The sequence below is a fragment of the Pseudomonas sp. 43mfcvi1.1 genome (genome assembly GCF_900115935.1).
Taxonomy (GTDB): Bacteria; Pseudomonadota; Gammaproteobacteria; order Pseudomonadales; family Pseudomonadaceae; genus Aquipseudomonas; species Aquipseudomonas bijieensis.
This window is the reverse complement of record NZ_UETT01000001.1, coordinates 524,999-544,992: the sequence shown is the minus strand read 5'-3', so window position 1 is coordinate 544,992 and position 19,994 is coordinate 524,999. Positions and strand designations below refer to the sequence as shown.

Below are 19,994 nucleotides of genomic sequence, written 5' to 3'. Positions count from 1 at the left end.
TCAATGAAGCTATATGTGGATCATCAATGCACGTCGCCCTTTGCCATGTGCGCGTTCGTAGCGCTCAAGGAGTGCCGGTTCGATTTTGGCCTGCACTACCTCGACCTCTCCCAAGGCGATCACCAGCGGCCGCCATTTACCGGGATCTCGCTCACCCACCGCGTTCCGACGCTGGTGGACGGGACGTTTTCGCTGGCTGAATCGTCCGCCATCGCCGAATACCTGAACGACATTGCGCCGGGCGCCCGCTTGTTCCCGGTTGACGTTCAGGCCCGCGCCCAAGCCCGGCAGGTCCAGGCCTGGCTGAGGAGCGACTTCTTCAACCTGCGCGGCAACCGGCCCACGGAGACCATCTTCATCGCACCGTCGCAGGAACCGCTGGGGCCATTGGCGATGGCCGATGCCCGGCGGCTGGTCGAGACCTTGTCCCATAGCCTTCGGGACGGGAGATCGTTTCTTTTCGACGATTGGAGCATCGCCGACGTCGATGCCGCCGGCATGTTGAACAGGCTCATCTACAACGGCGACCCGGTTCCCGAGACGTTGAAGCATTATGCGCTTCGGGCGTGGGATCGCGAGAGTGTCCATCAATGGCTGGATCTCGACCGACAGGGCAATACGACTTCCTCCGGGCGCTGAGCCCGGTTGGCCCGGGGCGTCAATGCCCCCTCAACGCAAGAGTTGGCAATGGAACTATTCAATACACTTGGAAGGACTGTCGTCCCCTTTATTCCGATCGTTGAAAACCATGTAGGCCTCTATGCCTGCGGCCCCACGGTCTACCACTATGCGCACATCGGGAATATGCGCACATACATCTTCGAAGATGTCCTGGCCAAGACCCTGCGTCATCAAGGGCTGGTGGTAAAGCACGTCATGAACATCACGGATGTCGGGCACCTGCAATCCGACGCCGACGCCGGCCATGACAAATTGATGGTGGGTGCCGCTCGCGAGAACAAGACCCCCTGGCAGGTCGCTCAATTCTACGAAGAAGCGTTTTTTCGTCACTGCGGCCTGTTGAATATCACCCGGCCTGACGTGGTCTGCCGGGCGACGCAACATATTCCCGAAATCATCACGTTGATCGAACGCTTGCTGGAAAAAGGCGTGGCCTATGAAAGTGCCGGCAATGTCTATTTCAGCGTGGAAAAATTTCCTGCCTATCATGAACTTGGACAGCTGGTGCTGGACGAGCAAAGAGCCACTGAGCGTGTCAGTCACGATCCATTGAAGCGGTCGCAAGCGGACTTCGCCTTATGGTTTTCGACCTCGAAGTTTCCTGGTCAGATCATGAAGTGGGAATCTCCCTGGGGCCTGGGATTTCCCGGCTGGCATATCGAGTGCTCAGCCATGGCAAGCAAGTACCTGGGTGAAAGGGTCGATATCCATTGCGGTGGTATCGATCATATCAACGTCCACCATTCCAACGAGATCGCGCAGTCGGAATGCTGCTTCGGTCACCGTTGGGTCAACTACTGGTTCCACTGCGAGTTTCTCAACGTGGAGGCAGAGAAAATGTCCAAGTCCAGCGGGGAATTCCTCACTGTGGACTCGCTGGTCGACAGAGGCTACGACCCCTGCGCGTTCCGGTTGCTGGTCCTGGGCTCGCATTATCGCAGCGCCCTGGCTTTTTCATGGGAGGCCCTGGATGACGTCGCCACGGCATTGCAAAAAGCTCGGCGACGGATCAGCAGTGCCCTGGAGAACAACAGCCCTCCCGGCGAAGCTTTTTCAGCACTGCATGCCGCGTCCTATCGAAGGTTCTTCGCTGCGCTCGAAAAGGACCTGCACACGCCAAGCGCCATGGCTGAGTTCTGGTGGGTGATCAAGTCCAATGAACTGACTGAGTCGGAACGCATCGACCTGCTACGCAGTTTCAATGCGGTGCTGGACATCGGTTTATTCGACACTCAGGCCACCCGCCTGACATCGGAACAAAGCGACTTGATCGCGGCGCGTAACGTTGCCCGTAACGAAAGAAACTGGGCGGAATCCGATCGAATCAGGGATTTGCTGCTGGCCCAGGGCATCAGCCTCAGCGACCTGAAGGCCTGAACGGCCTCAGTCGCCACCACGAAGGAACGACAGTTTGAATATCGAGCGTATCAGGCAACAGTTTCCGATTTTCTCCCTGGCATCGGCGAGCAACAGCGTGTTTCTCGACAGCGCCGCCGGGACCCAGATGTGCAAGCGCGCCCTGGAGGCGAGCGTCGAGGCGGCGATTGAAAACAATGCCAACCTGGGCGGCCATTTCTCGACATCGGTCATTGCAGAAAAAGCCATCGTCCAGGCACGGTGCGCGGCAGCCGCACTGGTCAATGCCCACTGTGCCGAGGAAATCGTGTTCGGCCAGAACATGACGACGCTGACGTTTCATCTCTCCCGTTGCCTCGGCCGAAGCCTTGGCAAAGGCGACGAGATTGTCCTGACCCAGTCAGATCATGAAGCCAATATTTCGCCATGGCTCGAATTGGCGAAAGACCTGGAACTGAAAATTCTCTGGCTGCCGTTCGATCCCCTTACCTACGGTTTCAGCACCGCCGACATGGAGTCGATCATTACGGAACGTACCAAGGTCGTCGCGTTGAGCTATGCGAACAACGTCACCGGCACGATCAATGATGTCGCCGCGGTTGCCGCACTGGCCAAGCGCAAAGGCGCAATGGTCTATGTCGATGCGGTTCAGTTCGCCCCCCATGGGGTGATCGATGTGCAGACCCTGGGGTGTGACTTCCTGGTGTGTTCCTCGCACAAACTCCACGGCCCCCATCACGCAATCCTCTGGGGTCGCCTGGCGTTGCTCGAAAGGCTCATGCCCTACAAACCTCGCCCCACTGCCGATAAGCCGCCCTATAAATTCGAAACCGGGAGCAAGAGCCGAGAGGCGATCGCCGGAATCCTGGGGGCCATCGATCATCTGGCATGGATCGGTCGCGAGTTCGGAGCGTGCGGCGAGCAGACTGGCAAGCGCCAGCAGATTGTCGCGGGGATGCACGCCATCGTCGAATACGAGCAGCGGCTGGTGCAGTCAGCCCTGGAAGGATTGAGCAGCCTCAAGGGTGTTCATATCCACGGCTACCGAACGTCACATGAACGGGAGCGCCGGGTGCCGACCGTCTCCTTTACCCTGGAGTCGACACCCAGCGAAATGATTTCCCGGCACATGGCCGAACAAGGCATTCGTCTCTGGCATGGTCATCATTTCAGCCCGCAGACCGTTCGCGCCCTGGGCATTGACGAGCATGACGGCGTGGTCAGGATCAGCCTTGCGCAGTACACCTCTGAAGACGACGTTCATCGTTTCCTGTCGGCAATGGATGACCTCGTTCGAATCATGCCCTGAGCAAGCCACCGGACAGTGGATCGGCCAGCCTCAGCAATCGCAGCGAATGGCCTGGTCCGCCACGCGCTCCACTGAGCCGGTCAGGCGAAAGCCTTCATCGAGCCAGCCCATGACGCCGCCGATCATTTCCTTGACCGGGTAACCCAAGGTTGCCAGACGCACCGCCGCCTTGTTCGCGCCATTGCAATGGGGGCCGGCGCAATACACCACGAACAGGGTGGTCTTGGCGTAGGCGGCCAGTGCCTGGGCGGTGATCGTGCGAGTTGGCAGGTTGATCGCCCCGGGTACATGGCCGCGCTCGTAGGCCAGTGGTCCGCGTACGTCCACCAACACAAAATCAACGTTGCCGACCTGTTGGCTGGCATGAACGTCGGAACAATCCGTTTCGAATGTCAGGCGACTACTGAAATGCTGCAGGGCGATATCGGACGGGGCAGCAGGCACTTCGCGAACCAGGCTGGTCATGGGTGTGTACTCCAGGATAGATAAGGCATGAAGAGACTTTATCCCCCTGGTGCTTACCGCTACAGTGGCGCACAAGACACTCTGTGGGAATTTTCCGCCAAATGCAGCCTACTCCTGGTCTGGTCGCGATCCTCGCCTACGACGGCCTGTGCACTTTCGAATTCGGTGTTGCCGTCGAGATCTTCGGATTGGAGCGACCGGAATTCGATTTCCCCTGGTACGCGCATCGGATCGTCGCGGTCGATGAAGGGCCGATGCGCGCCATGGGCGGCTTCCAGGTATTGGCCGATGGCGGCATGGAACTGCTCGAAACCGCTCGGACCATTGTCGTGCCAGGCTGGCGCAGCCGCAGCGAGCCACCGTCCCCGGCGTTGCTCGAGGCGCTGCGCAGGGCCCACGCACGTGGTGCGCGCCTGCTGTCGATCTGCTCCGGTGCCTTCGTACTCGCCGCCGCCGGGCTGCTCGATGGCCTGGGCGCCACGACGCATTGGCGCTACACCGACGAACTGGCCGCAAGCTTTCCCGCCGTGCGGGTAGACCCGGATGTGCTGTATGTGGATTCAGGACAGGTCATCACCTCGGCGGGCAGCGCCGCCGGTATCGATGCCTGCCTGCACCTGGTGGCACGGGACTATGGTGTCCAGGTCGCCAACTCCGTGGCACGCCGATTGGTGATGTCGCCGCAACGTACGGGCGGCCAGGCCCAGTTCATTCCCTCGCCGGTCAGCCGCACGCCACGCAGCGACCTGTCGAGCGTCATGCAATGGGCTCGCGAACGCCTGCATGAACCACTCGGCGTGCGCGAACTGGCCAGCCAGGCGGCCATGAGCGAACGCACCTTCCTGCGCCATTTCACCCAGGCCTGCGGCGTGTCGCCCAAGGCCTGGCTGCAACATGAACGCCTGGCCCGGGCCCGTGAGCTACTGGAAAGCACCGGGGACAACACCGACAACATCGCACAACTGTGTGGCTACCGCTCGGTGGAAAGCTTTCGCGTGGCGTTTCGCAGCGTCGTGGGGTTGGCGCCGTCGGTGTATCGGGAGCGGTTTGGGCGGGGGTAAGTAGCCCATTGGTGATGGAATTGTCGAACGCTGTCATGGCGAGCGAATATATGTGGGAGCAAAGCTTGCTCGCGATATGAGCGCCTCGATTTCTTGAAGCCCTCATCGCCTGTATCGCGGGCAAGCCTTGCTCCCACATACCTCTCGCCACAGGTTGATGGGCGGCATCATTGGGGCTTACGCAACAAATACGTATCCATGATCCACCCATTCGCCTCGCGCGCAGCCTTGCGGGTGCGTTCGATGTCATCGGCCACGTCTCCCAGTCGGCCGGCGATAAGGATTTCATCCGGCGTGCCCACATAGGCGCCCCAGTAAATCTGCGTATCGGGATCGCTCACCTGGCGATAGGCGTCCTCAGCATCGAGCATCACCACCATACTCGCCGCATCACCCACCTGCCCTGCCGCCAACCGGCGTCCAGTGGTGATTTCCAGCGCACCACCAATGCTGTTCAACGGCACTTTGTGCCGGGCGGCAAGGGCCTGGACACTGGTGATACCGGGGATCACCTCGAATTCGAAAACGCAGCGGCCCGCATCGAGGATCGCCTGCAGGATGCGCACGGTACTGTCGTACAACGCCGGATCGCCCCACACCAGAAAACCACCCCGCTGACCGTCGGACAGTTCTTCATCGATCAAGCGTTCGAAGGTGGCCTGTTTAGCTCGGTTCAACGCTTCGACGGTGTCCTTGTAGTCCAGGTCGCCGCGTTGGCGCTCCGGGCTGTCGGCTTCGACGAAACGGTAGGTGCAATCAACGATGTAGCGTCGACAGATTTCACGCCGCAGGTCCAACAGTTTGTCCTTGGCCGGGCCCTTGTCCATGAGAAAGACCACGTCCAAGCGGTTCAAGGCTTTCACCGCCTGCATCGTCAAGTGGTCCGGATCGCCGGCCCCGATGCCAATGACTGACAACTTCTTCATCGCGGCTACTCCTGGCCAGGTCCCTGGGTGCGCAATCGCCATACGCCGTTGAAACGCAGTTCGAGGGTGGACAACGGTTCGATGTCGATCCGGTTGAATGTGGCGGCCGGGCAACCCAGGACATTCACCAGGGCTGCACGGATCACGAGGGGGTGGGTGACGGCCAGCAGATGTCCTGGTCGGTTTTCCAGGTCGGTCAGCCAATCAGCCACACGGCGACACAACTGGGCGACAGATTCACCGCCATGGGGGGCCGCCTCGGCATCGTCGAGCCAGGTTTGCACGGCTTGCGGTTCAGCCTTGAGCAACTCATCGATGGACAGCCCGCGCCAGCGTCCCAGATCGCAATCGACCAGGGCCGGGTCCACCAGGGGTTCGTCGCCGAACAAGGCGGCGGTCTGACGAGTACGCAACTCCGGCCCGCACAGCAGTTGCCGGACATTTCGGTAGCGCTGGGCAACCTGCGCTGAACGCGCCAGCCATTCGGCGTCCAACGATTCGTCCAGACCGAAGCGCGCCTGCTTCTGGGCGACGGTGCGAGCGTGGCAGATCAAGGTCAGTCGAGTGGCTTGCACGCTGGATACTCAGGCAATCGGAAGGGGCGCATGGACGGGATATTCATGCATTTAGTTGTACAGCACCTTATACGAAATCAAATAACCGAGACAAAAAGGCGCTATATCCGACATCACCAGAAGCATCGGCTGACATACCTGGTCTACCCAGTCAGGACCAACTCCTACAGGGGTTTCGCACAATTCTGGAGCATTTTAAACGGAACGTAAAAACCGCTGGACATGTAGCACCAGCTACATAAATACTGTTTTCAGGAGTTATGAAAGAAATTCAACACCCATCCCGGCAAGGAGCACGGATGCCACCCCTCAGAGACCTGATCACTGATCCCGGCCTGGTTTTGACGCCGTCGGAACGCAAGGTCGTACGTGCCCTGCTTGATCACTACCCACGCAACGGCCTCGGTCCGATGTCACGCCTGGCAGACCATGCCGGCGTCAGCGACCCGACCATCGTGCGGCTGGTGAAAAAGCTCGGGTTTGGCGGTTATGCCGAATTCCAGGATGCTCTGCTCAGTGACATGGACCATCGCCTGCGCTCCCCACGCACTCTGTTGCAACCGCGGGCCAAATTGCAGCAAGGCGATACCTGGAGCCAGTACCTGGCCGCCAGTCAACGCAAGCTCATCGACACCCAGGCCCTGACCCAACCCGAAGACGTGCGCATTCTTGTGCAGTGGCTGCTCGACAGCCGCCACCAGGTGCATTGCTTCGGCGGGCGCTTCAGCAGCTTCCTGGCCCACTATCTGCTCAACCATTTGCGTCTGCTGCGCGCTGGCTGTTTCGCCCTGGACGATAACGCCCAACTGCCCGACCGGCTGTTCGACGTGCAACGCCAGGACGTGGTGCTGATCTTCGATTACCGTCGCTACCAGGCCCAAGCCCTGCGCGTGGCCAGCGCGGCCAAGGAGCGCCACGCCCGCGTCGTGCTGTTCAGCGACGTCTATGCCTCGCCCTTGCGCGAGCTAGCCGACCTGATCATCAGCGCCCCGGTGGAATCGATCTCAGCCTTCGACAGCCTGGTGCCGGCGCTGGCCCAGGTCGAGGCACTGATCGCCTGCCTGACCCTGCAATGCCCCGAACTGGCCGAACGCCTGGAAGGCATCGACGCCTTGCGCACGGAATTCAACACGCATCTGTTGGAGGAAAAATAAGGATGTTCTCGCTCCCCCACCGCTCCCCTCGGGATTTGCCGTTCACTCGCGACCACACCGCATTGCTGCTGGTGGACATGCAACGCGCCTGGCTGGAACCGCAATTCGATGCCCACCTGCACACCCGGGAGGCCGAGTACTTCATCCATCGGGCGCGCCAGCAGGTCATCCCCAACCAGCAGCGCTTGCTCAATGCGATGCGAGAAGCCCAGCACAACGTGTTGCACACCCACATCGAAAGCCTCACCGCCGATGGCCGCGACCGTTCCCTGGACCACAAGCTGTCGGACATGCACCTGCCCAAGGGCAGCCCAGAGGCGCAGATCATTGCCGAACTGGCGCCGCTGGAAAACGAAATCGTACTGCCCAAGACCTCCTCCGGGGTTTTCAATTCCACCAACATCGACTACGTGCTGCGCAACCTGCGGACCCGACACCTGATCGTTGCCGGCATCGTCACCGACCAGTGCGTCGACATGGCCGTGCGCGACGCCGCCGACCGCGGCTACCTGGTCACGCTGGTGGAAGATGCCTGCGCCACTTACACCGAACAACGGCACCTGGCATGCCTGAACGCGATCAAGGGCTATTGCTGGATCACCGATACCGACACCGTACTCGCGCGTTTGCAGGAGATGCAGCCGTGAGCCGCCTCGATACTGCTAGCATCCTCGCCCCGTTGCCCGTCACGACGCTGGTGACCACCGACCTGATCGGCGTGACCCGTGGGCGCTCGTTTCCCAGCGATGAATTGCCCCACTACGTCACCGCCGGTTGTGGCTGGGTGCCGGCCAACAGCGCGCTGACGCCCCAGGACATCATCGCTTCGACCAACCCCTGGGGCGCCTATGGCGACCTGCGACTGGTGCCGGACCTGTCCAGCCGGGTGACCGTCAACAACGGCCCCGACGTCCAGGCGCCCGCCCTGGACTTCATCCATTGCGACATCCGGGAGACCGATGGCCGCCCCTGGAGTGCCTGCCCGCGCACGCTGCTGCAGGACGAAGTGGAGCGTTATCGCGCCGACCTGGGCTTGCAGGTTTTCGCCGCGTTCGAACATGAATTCAACCTGGTGACCACGCCTGCGCAGCCTGATCGACTGGCCTTCAGCCTCCAGGCCCAGCGCCAGCAGGCCGGGTTCGCCGGGTGGTTGCTCAGCGCCCTGCGCGCTGGCGGCGTCGAACCGGAAATGTTCCTGCCTGAATATGGCAAGCAGCAATACGAGATCACTTGCCGCCCGACCTTGGGCGTGGCCGCTGCCGACCGAGCCGTGAACGTACGGGAAATCACCCGCGAGATCGCCCGGCAAATGGGCCTGGACGTGAGCTTCGCCCCCAAGACCTCGGAACATGCCGTGTGCAACGGCGTGCATTTGCACCTGAGCCTGCAAGACCTGAGCGCAGACCCGGTGCTGCATGACGCCGCCAGCAGCAACGGCTTGTCCAGCCTCGGCCAGCATTGGGCCGCCGGGGTGCTGCACTATCTGCCGGCGCTGTGTGCGCTGACCGCGCCGACGCCAGTGTCCTACGAGCGGCTGCAACCGCATCACTGGAGCGCATCCTATGCGTGCCTGGGACAGCGCAACCGCGAAGCGGCGCTGCGTATCTGCCCAACCGTGAGCCTGGGTGGAAAACCGCTGGCGAACCAGTACAACCTGGAGTTCCGCGCCATGGACGCCAGCGCCTCGCCGCACCTGGCGATGGCGGCGCTGTTGATCGCCGGGCGCCTGGGCATCCAGCAACGACTGGCGTTGAACGCTGTCACCGATGAAATACCCGATGAGCTGGATGAAGCACAACGTCGTGCCCGTGGCATTATCGCCTTGCCGACAACCCTGGCCGAGGCACTGGACTGCCTTCGCCACAGCGGGGCGCTGCTCGAAACCCTGCCCGGCCCGCTGGTCGAAACCTACTTCGCCTTGAAGGCCCAGGAGCTGGCCTTGACCCAGGCGCTGTCACCTGCCGAGCGTTGTGAGCACTATGCACGAATCTATTGAATGTGCTGAATCAGGTCTCTACACCAAGCCACCTTACCGGCTGGCCCGGGAGGAGTCCGAACATCCGGTGCTGCTGGTGTGCGAACACGCCAGCCGCTTCATTCCCGGTGCGCTGAATGACCTGGGTCTGGATGAAACGGCGTCCCAGGAGCACATCGCCTGGGATATCGGTGCCCTGGCCTTGGCCGAACGCCTGTCCGAAACCCTCGGCGCAACGTTGCTGTCGGCCAACTATTCACGGCTGCTGATCGACCTCAACCGCCCACTGCACGTGCCGGACAGCATTCCAGCCCAGAGCGAGATCTATCAGGTCCCGGGCAACCATGCCCTGAACGAAGCCACTCGCGAATATCGCCGGCAGTGCCTGTTCCACCCCTTCCATGATCGATTGCGGGCGTTGATCGACCAGCGCCTGGCCGCCAACCGACCGGTGCGCGTGGTGGGCATCCACAGTTTCACCCCGGTGTTCTATGGCCAACCGCGCGCCCTGGAAGCGGGCGTGCTGTTCGGCGAAGCCAAGGAATACGCCCAACGTATCGTCGACGGGCTGGGCCGGCACTCACTGCGGGCGGCGGGCAACCAGCCCTACAAGATCAACCCCTTGAGCGACATGACGGTCCCGGTGCACGGCGATGGACGCGGCCTGGATTCGGTATTGATCGAAGTGCGCAACGACCTGTTGCGCAGCCCCGAGGCGGTACGGACCTGGAGTGCCTACCTGGCACCTTTGCTGTAGCGCGGCAGCGGCAGACTCCCAGCGACAGACAGCAAGCAAGAGCAACCCACAGCTGAAAAGGAAAACGGCTCATGAGCATTGAGGCATTTGGCTACAAACAGGAATTGAAGCGCGGCCTGTCGCTGACAGACCTGGTGGTATACGGGATGATTTTCATGATCCCCATCGCACCATTCGGCGTGTATGGCTACGTCAACGCCGAAGCACCGGGGCTGGTGCCGCTGGCGTACATCATCGGCATGGTGGCGATGCTGTTTACTGCCCTGAGCTACGGCAGCATGGCCCGAGCCTTTCCGGTGGCAGGTTCGGTCTATTCCTACGCGCAACGCGGCCTCAACCCACACGTCGGGTTCATCGCCGGCTGGCTGATGCTGCTGGACTATCTACTGATCCCGCCGCTGCTCTATGTCTACGCCGCCATGGCGCTGAACCATTTGTACCCGGACATTCCCAAGGTCGGTTTCATCCTGGCCTTCCTGGTGAGTGCGACCTTCGTGAACCTGCGGGGCATCACCTTCACTGCGCGGATGAACATCATTTTCCTGCTGGCGCAGTTGGTGGTACTGGGGATTTTCCTGTTCTACGCCTGGAATGCCCTGCACGGTGGGGCTGGAAACGGCCAACTGACCCTGGCGCCGCTGTACAGCCCGGAACACTTCAACTTCGCCCTGCTGATGCAAGCCGTGTCCATCGCAGTATTGTCGTTCCTGGGCTTCGATGCCATTTCCACCCTGGCGGAAGAAATCAAGGGCGACCCGGGCCGCAGCGTCGGCAAGGCGGCGCTGGTGACCTTGCTGGTGATGGGGGCGATTTTCGTGGTGCAAACCTGGATCGCCACGGACCTGGCGGCCGGCATGGGTTTCAAGTCCGCCGACACCGCGTTCTATGAAATCGCTGAACTGGCGGCTGGCAGTTGGCTGGCTACCTTGACCGCGGTTGCCACGGCCCTGGCCTGGGGCGTGGCGGTGGCGATCACCTCCCAGGCGGCCGTGTCGCGCCTGTTGTTCGGCATGGCCCGGGACGGCCAGTTGCCCAAGGTGCTGGCCAAAGTCCATCCCAAACACAACACCCCGTATTTGAGCATCTACCTGGTGGCGGTGCTCTCGTTGCTGATCTGCTACCTGTTCATCGACGCCGTGGACACCCTCACCTCCCTGGTCAACTTCGGCGCCCTGAGCGGCTTCATGTTGCTGCACATCACCGTCATCAACCACTACTGGCGCCGCCAGCAGTCCGGCCAACTGATTCGCCACTTGATCTGCCCATTGATCGGCTTCGTGATCGTCGCGGCCATCATGTACAACATGGGCGTGGCGGCGCAGAAGCTCGGCCTGATCTGGATTGCCGCGGGCGTGGTCTATCTGTGTGTGCTCAATAAATTCGGCACCCCTGGCACCGTGCCCGATCCGGCCGGTCGGTGAGGGCCGGCGGTCGAAGGATTCGGCCAACCATGGTTACAACGCGTGGACATCGACAGTGATCGTCAAGCCCGGTGCCTGTCACCGGGCTCTTGGAACAGGAGTGCAATCCATGCTGGCCTTACGTCCAGTTCAATTAACCGATCTGCCACAATTGCAACAATTGGCCCGTGACAGCCTGGTGGGCGTCACGTCGCTGCCGGACGATAGCGGGCGCCTGGAGGAAAAGATCCTCGATTCGTGCGCCTCGTTCGAGGCCGATGTGCAGAACCCTGGTGCAGAGAATTACTTTTTTGTCTTGCAGGACCAGGAATCCGGGCGTCTGGTCGGCTGCTCGGAAATTCTCGCCAGCACCGGTTGCAACGAACCGTTCTACAGCTTGCGCAACCGGCCGTTTTCCAGCGAGTCCCGAGAGCTGAACATCCAGCATGGCGTGCCGGCGCTGTCGCTGTGCCAGGACCTGACCGGGCAGACGCTGCTGCGGGGCTTCCACATCGACGCCGAGCGGGTGCGCACGCCGGAATCGGAGCTGTTGTCCCGGGCCCGGCTGATGTTCATCGCGGCTCACCCGCAACGCTTCGCCGAATCGGTCATCACCGAAATCGTCGGTTTCAGCAGCGAAGACGGCCAGTCGCCTTTCTGGGACGCCATCGGCCAGCACTTCTTCGACCTGCCCTACGTCGAAGCCGAACGGTTGTGTGGCTTGCAGAGCCGAACCTTTCTCGCCGAACTGATGCCGCAGTATCCAATCTACGTACCCATGCTCCCCCCAGCGGCCCAGGCCTGTATCGGCCGGGTCCATCCCGACGGCCAGGAAGCCTTCGACATCCTGGCGCGCGAGGGTTTCGAGACCAACAGCTACGTCGATATCTTCGACGGCGGGCCGACCGTGCATGCCCGTATCGCAAACATTCGCACCATCACGCAAAGTCGAATCGCCACGGCCCGGCAAAGCCGGCAGATTGATGCAAGAGGCCATTACCTGGTGAGCAACGACCGCCTTGGAAACTATCGGGCCATCGTCGCCGGGCTGGACGTCAACACCGAGGGGCCCGTGGCTTTGTCGCCTGACATGCTGGCCGCCCTGGACATCATTGATGGTGAGCGGATCCGGGTGGTTACCCTATGACCCTCACTCGATCCTGTGGTACGCATTGGCGCTTGGACCGACACAATGAAGGAGCCGCATCATGATTGTCCGTCCGGTCGCCCTCACCGATCTGCCCGCATTGCTGGACCTGGCCCGTTGCGCAGGCCCCGGTTTCACCAGCCTGCCGGCCAGCGAAGAACGCCTGGCCCACCGCGTTCGCTGGGCCCAGCGGACCTTTGCCGGGCAAGTCGAACGTGCCGACGCCGATTATCTATTCGTGCTCGAAGACGATGACCGGCAGGTGGTGGGTATCAGCGCCCTGACCGGCGCGGTCGGACTGCGCGAGCCCTGGTACAACTATCGGGTCGGGCTGACCGTCAGCTCGGCGCCGGAGCTGGGGATCCAGCGGCAGATCCCGACTCTGTTCCTCAATAACGAGATGTCCGGGCAATCGGAAATCTGCTCGTTGTTCCTGCACCCCGAACAACGCCGTGGCCATAACGGACGTCTGTTGTCCTTGGCGCGCCTGTTGTTCGTTGCCGAATTTTCCCAGCTATTCGGTGAAAAACTGATTGCCGAACTGCGGGGCCATGCCGATGAACAGGGTTGTTCGCCGTTCTGGGACAGCCTGGGAAGGCACTTTTTCAAGAAGGATTTCAGCTACGCCGATCAGTTGTCCGGCATGGGCAACAAGTCGTTCATCGCCGAGCTGATGCCACGCCAGCCGCTGTATACCTGCCTGCTCACCGAACAGGCCCAGGCGGTGATCGGCAAGGCTCACCCGAACACCGAGCCGGCCATGAAAATCCTCAGCGCCGAGGGCTTCAGCCACAAAGGCTACATCGATATTTTTGACGGTGGCCCGGTGATCGAGGCGCTGGTATCGAAGATCCGCACCGTACGCGATAGCCAGGCGCTGACCCTGGTCATTGGCACCCCGGACGAACAGGCACCGGTCTGGCTGATCTACAATCGACGCCTGGAAAATTGCCGTGTCACCAGCGCCCGTGCGCACCAGCATGGCAACAAGCTGCTCGTCGATCGCCTCACCGCCAAACGCCTGCAGGTACAACCGGGCGATACGGTGCGCGCCGTGACATTGCCCAGGCTGGGGCAGCAGGCGGAGGCGGCGTAGCCCTGGGTATCGCCCAGCCTTGGATAATCAATATCATTAAGCAGCAATACTTCTCCACAATTGCATAATTGCCACTCACTAACTCGAGACCCATACTTTCGCGCACCGCCCCACTGTAACGGCAATATTCATGATCAGAAATCTGATTGCCACAAGATTACCGCCCGAATACGTAGCGCAGACAATCACGACATTAGACATGAGTGCACAAATCAAGCAATTGATCGAAGACCTGTACGCTCAACAAAATTTTGCTACGGCGCAGTCTCGCCGCGCAGCCATCATGAACATGACCAACCCGCACACGGGCACCCTCACATTGCACTGCACGGACATTGGCAATATCAGTATCAAGGCACTTGCGTTCAACAATACTTCTTCGCAACTGTACTCGGTGCCCGGCCAGAGTATTTTATTCGCACTGGATCGCCCCTTCGAAGTCCAGCAATACATCCTTGACGGGCATCAACTTGAAAAAGCTGACACTCGGATCATCGACAACAACAATCCTCTGGTCATCGATGGTAGTCGAACCCTGTTCGACTACTCCCAACAGAGCCGAAAACAGGCGGGGTTGATCGGCAGGATTAACTTTCCCGACCGAAGTTCGGACATCAGCGTATTTGACCGTGCCTCATTGCGCAAAACCGCCTGGCTGCCTCATGACGGCAGTGCCGCCCGGTACCTGGTGAGCCTCGAACTGCTCGAAACAATCCAGGACCCAGGAGGCGCCAGGGTTGCCGGGGAGCTGATCTACCACTATCACCCCGCCGTGGCCTGGAAAGCCTTCCAGATGCTTTATCGGGCTGACCCGCAAAACGCGCTGAACTACGTCCCACTGCTGAAAAAATTCAAAAATACGCGCCTGGACAACTTGCTTCGCCCATTGGAGCAGGCGACATGAAGCTGGAAGCTTTTATCGAGCGCCTGAATACCTATGACCTGCAGCGAGACAGAACCAGGATCATTGCGGATTTGCGTCAGTTGGCGTCAAACCGTTGTTTATTGAGCAATCATCTTTATTCCACCCTCCAGCAAGACGGCTTTAGTACACGCAACAGTCTCTATAACGCTTATGGTTTTGTTCTGTATAAAAACTCTTTATTCACCCTTCGCCTGGGGTTTTGGTCCCCGGTAAAGACGCAGGATGAGCGCGAAACTTTCATTTACGACCTGAATCACAGTCACGACTTTGAAATTTATTCGGTCGGCTACAGCGGAGATGGCTACACCACCATTACCCGGGAAATACTCGATGATCTACCCCTGCAAAAAGGTAAAAGACCCCGCTTGGGTAAAGCGCGAAGACTTAAACTTGCGCCAGGAAAAGTCTTGTACATACCTGCATTGCGGGTAATCCATAAGCAAATAGCCCCGAACACAATGTCTGCGTCCCTCAGTCTGCTTATCCATCCCGAACGTTTGGACAAGATCGACGAAGCCTGGTGTTTTGACAGGAATTATTACCCTCTATACCCCGGCGTAGCGGCGCAAGAAATCGCGTTGTTTACCGATACGCTGTCGCTGCTCGATGCCGGTAGCCCTTCACTGTCCAGTAACCAAAGAAAGGAGGAAGAAACTTGAATAAACTGATGAAAGACTGGGAGCAAGCTCCATTGCTGCGGGCAAGTACCGATGTGGTCGATACCGCAATCCAACTGACGAACGACACTCACTGCACAATTCCTGGATTCCCCACCCGCTTCAACGTCGGAAACATCCATGAGATCAAGCAACTCTGGAGCCTGCCGACCGAAGACTGAATAGCTTGATGGCCCTCACCCGGCTGCAGACTTTCCGGGCCTGCGGCCTTTCTTCGATGCCGTAAACGCATCGCCCATACACATTCGTCATCATCTTTGCGCTTGCCACGTGATAGCCTTTGGATCTTTCGGCGTTGACACTTTTGCTCAAGCCTTTCCATTCCATTGGTGGAACTCATATGTCCAGGCTTTCCCATCAAGATTTGCGTCGTGACTTCCGTCAACTGCTGGCTTCCAAGACCTGCTACCACACCGCATCGGTATTTGACCCCATGTCGGCGCGTATCGCCGCCGACCTGGGTTTTGAAGTGGGCATCCTGGGAGGCTCGGTGGCGTCGTTGCAAGTATTGGGCGCGCCGGACTTCGCCCTGATCACCCTGAGCGAATTTGCCGAACAGGCCACCCGCATCGGCCGCGTGGCCCAACTACCGGTCATTGCCGACGCCGACCACGGCTACGGCAATGCCCTGAACGTGATGCGCACCATCGTCGAACTGGAACGTGCCGGCATTGCGGCGTTGACCATCGAGGACACCTTGCTGCCGGCCCAGTTCGGGCGTAAGTCCACCGACCTGATCAGCGTCGCCGAAGGCGTCGGCAAGATTCGTGCAGCCCTGGAGGCGCGAGTCGATTCGGAAATGGCGATCATTGCCCGGACCAACGCCGGTATTCTGCCGGTCCAGGAAATCATCAGCCGGACCCAGCAATATGAACGTGCCGGGGCGGACGGGATTTGCATGGTGGGCGTGCAGGACTTCGATCACCTGGAGAAGATCAGCGAAAACCTGACGGTGCCGCTGATGCTTGTCACTTATGGCAACCCACTGCTGCGCGACGACAAGCGCCTGGCCGAGTTGGGCGTGCGCGTGACCATCGACGGCCACGGCGCCTATTTCGCCGCGATCAAGGCCACGTATGACAGCCTTCGCGAACAACGGCAGATATTCACCCAGGCGTCAGACCTCAACGCCACCGAACTGACTCATACCTACACCCAGCCCGAGGACTACATCCGCTGGGCCGAGGAGTACATGAGCGTCAAGGAGTAAGCTGACCTCCAGCCTGCGGTGATACTCAAGGACGCTATCGCGAGCAGGCTCGCTCCCACATTGATCTGTGGGTAAATCGAATATCTCGAATACCCAGAAAATTCATGGTGGGAGCGGGCTTGCTCGCGAAAGCGGTGGGTCAGTTTGCATCAGTGTTGAATGTGCTGCCGCTATCGCGGGCAAGCCCGCTCCCACAGGGGGTTGCAGTGAACGCCAATCTTGCGTCCACCCAACAACCCCTGTGGGAGCGAGCCTGCTCGCGATAGCGTTGCCAGGGTGAAACAGGTCTTCAGCGCCCGCTACGCAACATCTCCTTGGGCACGTACTTGCCAATCTCGAACTTGCCGATGGCGGCGCGGTGGACTTCATCGGGGCCGTCGGCCAGGCGCAGGGTCCGTTGCATGGCGTACATGTAGGCCAGCGGGAAATCGTTGGAGACCCCGGCGCCACCGTGGATCTGGATCGCCCTGTCGATGACTTTCAAGGCCACGTTCGGCGCGACGACCTTGATCTGGGCGATTTCGCTTTTCGCCACTTTATTGCCAACGGTGTCCATCATATACGCCGCCTTCAAGGTCAGCAGGCGCGCCATGTCGATTTCCATTCGCGAGTCGGCAATCTTGTCGACGTTACCGCCCAGGCGCGCCAACGGCTGGCCGAAGGCCGTGCGGCTGACGGCCCGCTTGCACATCAATTCCAAGGCGCGCTCGGCCATGCCGATGGAACGCATGCAGTGATGAATGCGACCAGGACCGAGGCGACCCTGGGCAATTTCGAAACCACGTCCTTCACCCAACAAGACATTTTCGTACGGCACCCGCACATTATCGAACAGCACTTCGGCATGCCCGTGCGGCGCATCGTCGTAGCCGAACACCGGCAGTGGCCGGACGATTTTTACCCCAGGCGTATCCACCGGAACCAGGATCATCGAGTGCTGGGCATGCCGTGGCGCATCGGGATTGCTCAGGCCCATGAAGATCAGGATTTTGCAGCGCGGGTCACAGGCCCCTGAAGTCCACCACTTCTTGCCGTTGATCACCCATTCATCACCGTCACGCTCAGCACGGGCGGCCATGTTGGTGGCGTCCGAGGAGGCGACGTCCGGCTCGGTCATGGCAAAGGCCGAGCGAATCTCGCCGCGCAGCAGTGGCTCGAGCCAGCGCTGCTTTTGTTCTTCATTGGCATAACGCACCAGTACTTCCATGTTGCCGGTGTCCGGCGCCGAGCAGTTGAACGGCTCCGGCCCCAACAGCGAACGGCCCATGATCTCCGCCAATGGCGCATATTCCAGGTTGGTCAGGCCGGCACCCAGCTCGGATTCTGGCAGGAACAGGTTCCACAAACCTTCAGCCTTCGCCTTGGCCTTGAGCTCTTCCATGATGGCCGTGGGTTGCCAGCGGTCGCCTTCGGCCACTTGCCGTTCGAACACCGCTTCGGCTGGGTAGACGTAGGCATCCATGAACGACGTGACACGTTCACGCAGTTCCTGAACCTTGGGGGAATACGCAAAATCCATGAGCAGCACCTTCTGGGCAGAGGTTGTTTTAGGTCATGAAATCGATGCTAGTTCAGCTACGAAAATTTACCTAACCTATTCTCGGCGTGTATTAACATTCATCACTGATATATGTTTCACTGATTCTCATCGCCACCCGGCACCTCACAACAAGCCCAAGAACAAGAGTGCAGCGCCATGAATCTGAGCAAGGTCGACCTCAACCTTTTCATTGTCTTCGATGCGATCTACACCGAAGCCAACCTGACCCGCGCCGGGCAGATCGTCGGCATCACTCAGCCGGCCGTGTCCAATGCCCTGGCCCGCCTGCGGGAGACCTTCAACGACCCACTCTTCGTGCGCACTGCCCAAGGGATGGTGCCGACACCCATGGCCCAGAACATCATCGGTCCGGTGCGCAACGCCTTGTCGCTGCTGCGGGTATCGGTGCAGGAAAGCCGGATCTTCAACCCGTTGCAGGCGGTCAAGACCTACCGCATCAGCATGACCGACCTCACTGAAGGCGTGATCCTGCCCCTGCTGTTCCAACGCCTGCGCCGCCTGGCACCGACCGTGGCGATCGAAAGCTTCCTCTCCAAGCGCCGTGAAACCACCAAGGAACTGGCCGCCGGCCGCCTCGATTTCGCCGTCGACGCGCCGCTCAACACCGACCCGCAGGTGCGCCACGTCAAGTTGATGGAAGATCGCTACGTGTGCGCCATGCGCAAGGGCCATCCATTGGCGGGCAAGGAAAAGATCAGCCTCGACGATTACCTGGCCCAGACCCACGTGCATATTTCGAGTCGCCGCAACGGCCTGGGTTATGTCGACCTGGCCCTCGGCAAGATGGGCATCCAGCGCAAGATCGCCCTGCGCTCCCAGCACTACCTGATGGCCTCCCAGGTGCTACAGCAGACCGATATGGTCATGACCGTTCCCGAACGCTTTGCCCGTCGTCACGATTTGCACGCCTTCCTGCTCCCGGTCAACGACGTGCCACCGGTGGAAACCCACTTGTACTGGCACGAAAGCACCGACCAGGACCCCGCCAACCGCTGGATGCGCGAGCAGATGATCGAGCTGTGCCAGCAGGTGACGGCGCATGAGAAGAAGCTCGATACGGTTTAGAAGACGATAATATTGTGGGAGCGAGCCTGCTCGCGATAGCGGTAGACCAGCCAATGCCATGGCGACTGATTCGACGCTATCGCGAGCAGGCTCGCTCCCACAGGTTTCGTGTGCAAAACCTCATTGCTTGACGCGAACGTCAACCTGCCATTAGCTTAGCGCCAGTCCCTTTCGTTTCGAGCGCGTTCATGAGCAGTCAGACCTACAGCATCTCCGACCTCGCCCGCGAGCTGGATATCACCACCCGGGCCATCCGCTTCTATGAAGAACAAGGCCTGTTGAGCCCGGAGCGACGGGGCCAGGAACGTATTTACTCGCCGCGGGACAAGGTCAGCCTGAAGTTGATCCTGCGGGGCAAGCGCATCGGTTTTTCCCTGGCCGAGTGCCGCGAGCTGATCGAACTCTACGATCCCTCCAGCGGCAATCAGAAGCAATTGCACAGCATGCTGGCGAAAATCGCCGAGCGCCGGGAACAACTCGAACAGCAATTGCTGGACATCGAACAGATGAAGCTGGAACTCGACACCGCTGAAGAACGCTGTATCCAGGCGCTGGAGCAAACGATCAAAGGCGAGGAAATCGTCCAGTAACACTTTCTGAAAAAACTGTGGGAGCGAGCCTGCTCGCTCCCACAATGGCTCATCATTGCTCTCG

Annotated in this window: 21 protein-coding genes; 17 read left to right on the top strand and 4 right to left on the bottom strand. The window is 60.1% G+C overall.

From position 1 onward, the window contains the following. Positions 1-3 precede the first annotated feature (3 nt). The 3 genes from yfcF to DTP52_RS02525 are packed head-to-tail and all read left to right on the top strand — an operon-like array spanning position 4 to position 3,346. Positions 4-639, top strand: a complete 636-nt coding sequence (gene yfcF / locus DTP52_RS02535; protein ID WP_109751693.1) for a glutathione transferase — start codon at positions 4-6, stop codon at positions 637-639. Between the two features lie 48 nt (positions 640-687). Further along, positions 688-2,058, top strand: coding sequence for a cysteine--tRNA ligase (cysS, locus tag DTP52_RS02530; protein ID WP_176689567.1), 1,371 nt, complete (start codon positions 688-690; stop codon positions 2,056-2,058). A 34-nt stretch (positions 2,059-2,092) separates the two neighbouring features. Beyond that, a complete protein-coding gene (locus DTP52_RS02525; RefSeq protein WP_109751691.1) occupies positions 2,093-3,346 on the top strand; it encodes a cysteine desulfurase-like protein in 1,254 nt (417 codons plus the stop codon). Positions 3,347-3,376: 30 nt separating this feature from the next. Here DTP52_RS02525 and DTP52_RS02520 read toward each other — a convergent pair whose 3' ends face one another. Then, positions 3,377-3,811: a rhodanese-like domain-containing protein gene (locus tag DTP52_RS02520; protein WP_109751690.1), complete on the bottom strand. Its 435-nt coding sequence runs from the start codon at positions 3,809-3,811 to the stop codon at positions 3,377-3,379. 101 nt (positions 3,812-3,912) lie between these two features. On the opposite strand from DTP52_RS02520, the gene ftrA reads away from it, so the two are divergent. Continuing rightward, positions 3,913-4,872 carry a transcriptional regulator FtrA gene (ftrA, locus tag DTP52_RS02515; protein ID WP_109751689.1) on the top strand — a complete coding sequence of 320 codons (960 nt, stop codon included), beginning with the start codon at positions 3,913-3,915 and terminating at the stop codon, positions 4,870-4,872. A 167-nt stretch (positions 4,873-5,039) separates the two neighbouring features. Here ftrA and cobF read toward each other — a convergent pair whose 3' ends face one another. Together cobF and DTP52_RS02500 are read right to left on the bottom strand one after the other, a co-directional pair. After that, on the bottom strand, positions 5,040-5,798 hold the full coding sequence (cobF, locus tag DTP52_RS02505) for a precorrin-6A synthase (deacetylating) (protein WP_109751688.1): 759 nt from the start codon (positions 5,796-5,798) through the stop codon (positions 5,040-5,042). Between the two features lie 5 nt (positions 5,799-5,803). Further along, positions 5,804-6,373, bottom strand: coding sequence for a histidine phosphatase family protein (locus DTP52_RS02500; RefSeq protein ID WP_109751687.1), 570 nt, complete (start codon positions 6,371-6,373; stop codon positions 5,804-5,806). Between the two features lie 299 nt (positions 6,374-6,672). Between DTP52_RS02500 and DTP52_RS02495 the strand changes: the two genes are divergently transcribed. From DTP52_RS02495 to DTP52_RS02440, 11 genes are all read left to right on the top strand, one after another. After that, positions 6,673-7,527: a MurR/RpiR family transcriptional regulator gene (locus tag DTP52_RS02495; RefSeq protein ID WP_109751686.1), complete on the top strand. Its 855-nt coding sequence runs from the start codon at positions 6,673-6,675 to the stop codon at positions 7,525-7,527. 2 nt (positions 7,528-7,529) lie between these two features. Further along, entirely contained in the window at positions 7,530-8,174 is a 645-nt protein-coding gene (locus DTP52_RS02490) for an isochorismatase family cysteine hydrolase (protein ID WP_109751685.1), read from the top strand. Then, positions 8,171-9,523 carry a glutamine synthetase family protein gene (locus DTP52_RS02485; protein WP_109751684.1) on the top strand — a complete coding sequence of 451 codons (1,353 nt, stop codon included), beginning with the start codon at positions 8,171-8,173 and terminating at the stop codon, positions 9,521-9,523. The genes DTP52_RS02490 and DTP52_RS02485 overlap by 4 nt, the downstream gene beginning before the upstream one ends. Next, positions 9,507-10,259, top strand: coding sequence for an N-formylglutamate amidohydrolase (locus DTP52_RS02480; RefSeq protein ID WP_109751683.1), 753 nt, complete (start codon positions 9,507-9,509; stop codon positions 10,257-10,259). The genes DTP52_RS02485 and DTP52_RS02480 overlap by 17 nt, the downstream gene beginning before the upstream one ends. A 71-nt stretch (positions 10,260-10,330) precedes the next feature. Continuing rightward, on the top strand, positions 10,331-11,680 hold the full coding sequence (locus DTP52_RS02475; RefSeq protein WP_109751682.1) for an APC family permease: 1,350 nt from the start codon (positions 10,331-10,333) through the stop codon (positions 11,678-11,680). Between the two features lie 109 nt (positions 11,681-11,789). Continuing rightward, the gene (locus DTP52_RS02470) at positions 11,790-12,806 is read left to right on the top strand and encodes an arginine N-succinyltransferase (RefSeq protein ID WP_109751681.1); all 1,017 of its coding nucleotides are present in this window, start codon (positions 11,790-11,792) and stop codon (positions 12,804-12,806) included. Positions 12,807-12,867: 61 nt separating this feature from the next. Further along, the gene (astA, locus tag DTP52_RS02465) at positions 12,868-13,902 is read left to right on the top strand and encodes an arginine N-succinyltransferase (protein WP_109751680.1); all 1,035 of its coding nucleotides are present in this window, start codon (positions 12,868-12,870) and stop codon (positions 13,900-13,902) included. Positions 13,903-14,101: 199 nt separating this feature from the next. Next, positions 14,102-14,806 (top strand): hypothetical protein, encoded by a 705-nt coding sequence (locus DTP52_RS02460; RefSeq protein WP_109751679.1) that lies wholly within the window; start codon positions 14,102-14,104, stop codon positions 14,804-14,806. Further along, a complete protein-coding gene (locus DTP52_RS02455) occupies positions 14,803-15,486 on the top strand; it encodes a transposase (RefSeq protein ID WP_109751678.1) in 684 nt (227 codons plus the stop codon). The genes DTP52_RS02460 and DTP52_RS02455 overlap by 4 nt, the downstream gene beginning before the upstream one ends. Next, a complete protein-coding gene (locus DTP52_RS02450) occupies positions 15,483-15,665 on the top strand; it encodes a hypothetical protein (RefSeq protein ID WP_109751677.1) in 183 nt (60 codons plus the stop codon). Before DTP52_RS02455 ends, DTP52_RS02450 begins: the two co-directional genes overlap by 4 nt. Before the next feature lie 179 nt (positions 15,666-15,844). Next, a complete protein-coding gene (locus DTP52_RS02440; protein ID WP_109751675.1) occupies positions 15,845-16,714 on the top strand; it encodes an oxaloacetate decarboxylase in 870 nt (289 codons plus the stop codon). A gap of 289 nt (positions 16,715-17,003) precedes the next feature. Here DTP52_RS02440 and DTP52_RS02430 read toward each other — a convergent pair whose 3' ends face one another. Further along, positions 17,004-18,233, bottom strand: coding sequence for an acyl-CoA dehydrogenase (locus DTP52_RS02430; protein WP_109751674.1), 1,230 nt, complete (start codon positions 18,231-18,233; stop codon positions 17,004-17,006). 177 nt (positions 18,234-18,410) lie between these two features. On the opposite strand from DTP52_RS02430, the gene DTP52_RS02425 reads away from it, so the two are divergent. Both DTP52_RS02425 and DTP52_RS02420 read left to right on the top strand, forming a co-directional pair. Beyond that, positions 18,411-19,340: a LysR family transcriptional regulator gene (locus DTP52_RS02425; protein ID WP_109751673.1), complete on the top strand. Its 930-nt coding sequence runs from the start codon at positions 18,411-18,413 to the stop codon at positions 19,338-19,340. A 188-nt stretch (positions 19,341-19,528) separates the two neighbouring features. Further along, positions 19,529-19,930 (top strand): MerR family DNA-binding transcriptional regulator, encoded by a 402-nt coding sequence (locus DTP52_RS02420; protein ID WP_057447765.1) that lies wholly within the window; start codon positions 19,529-19,531, stop codon positions 19,928-19,930. The last annotated feature ends 64 nt before the right edge of the window (positions 19,931-19,994 follow it).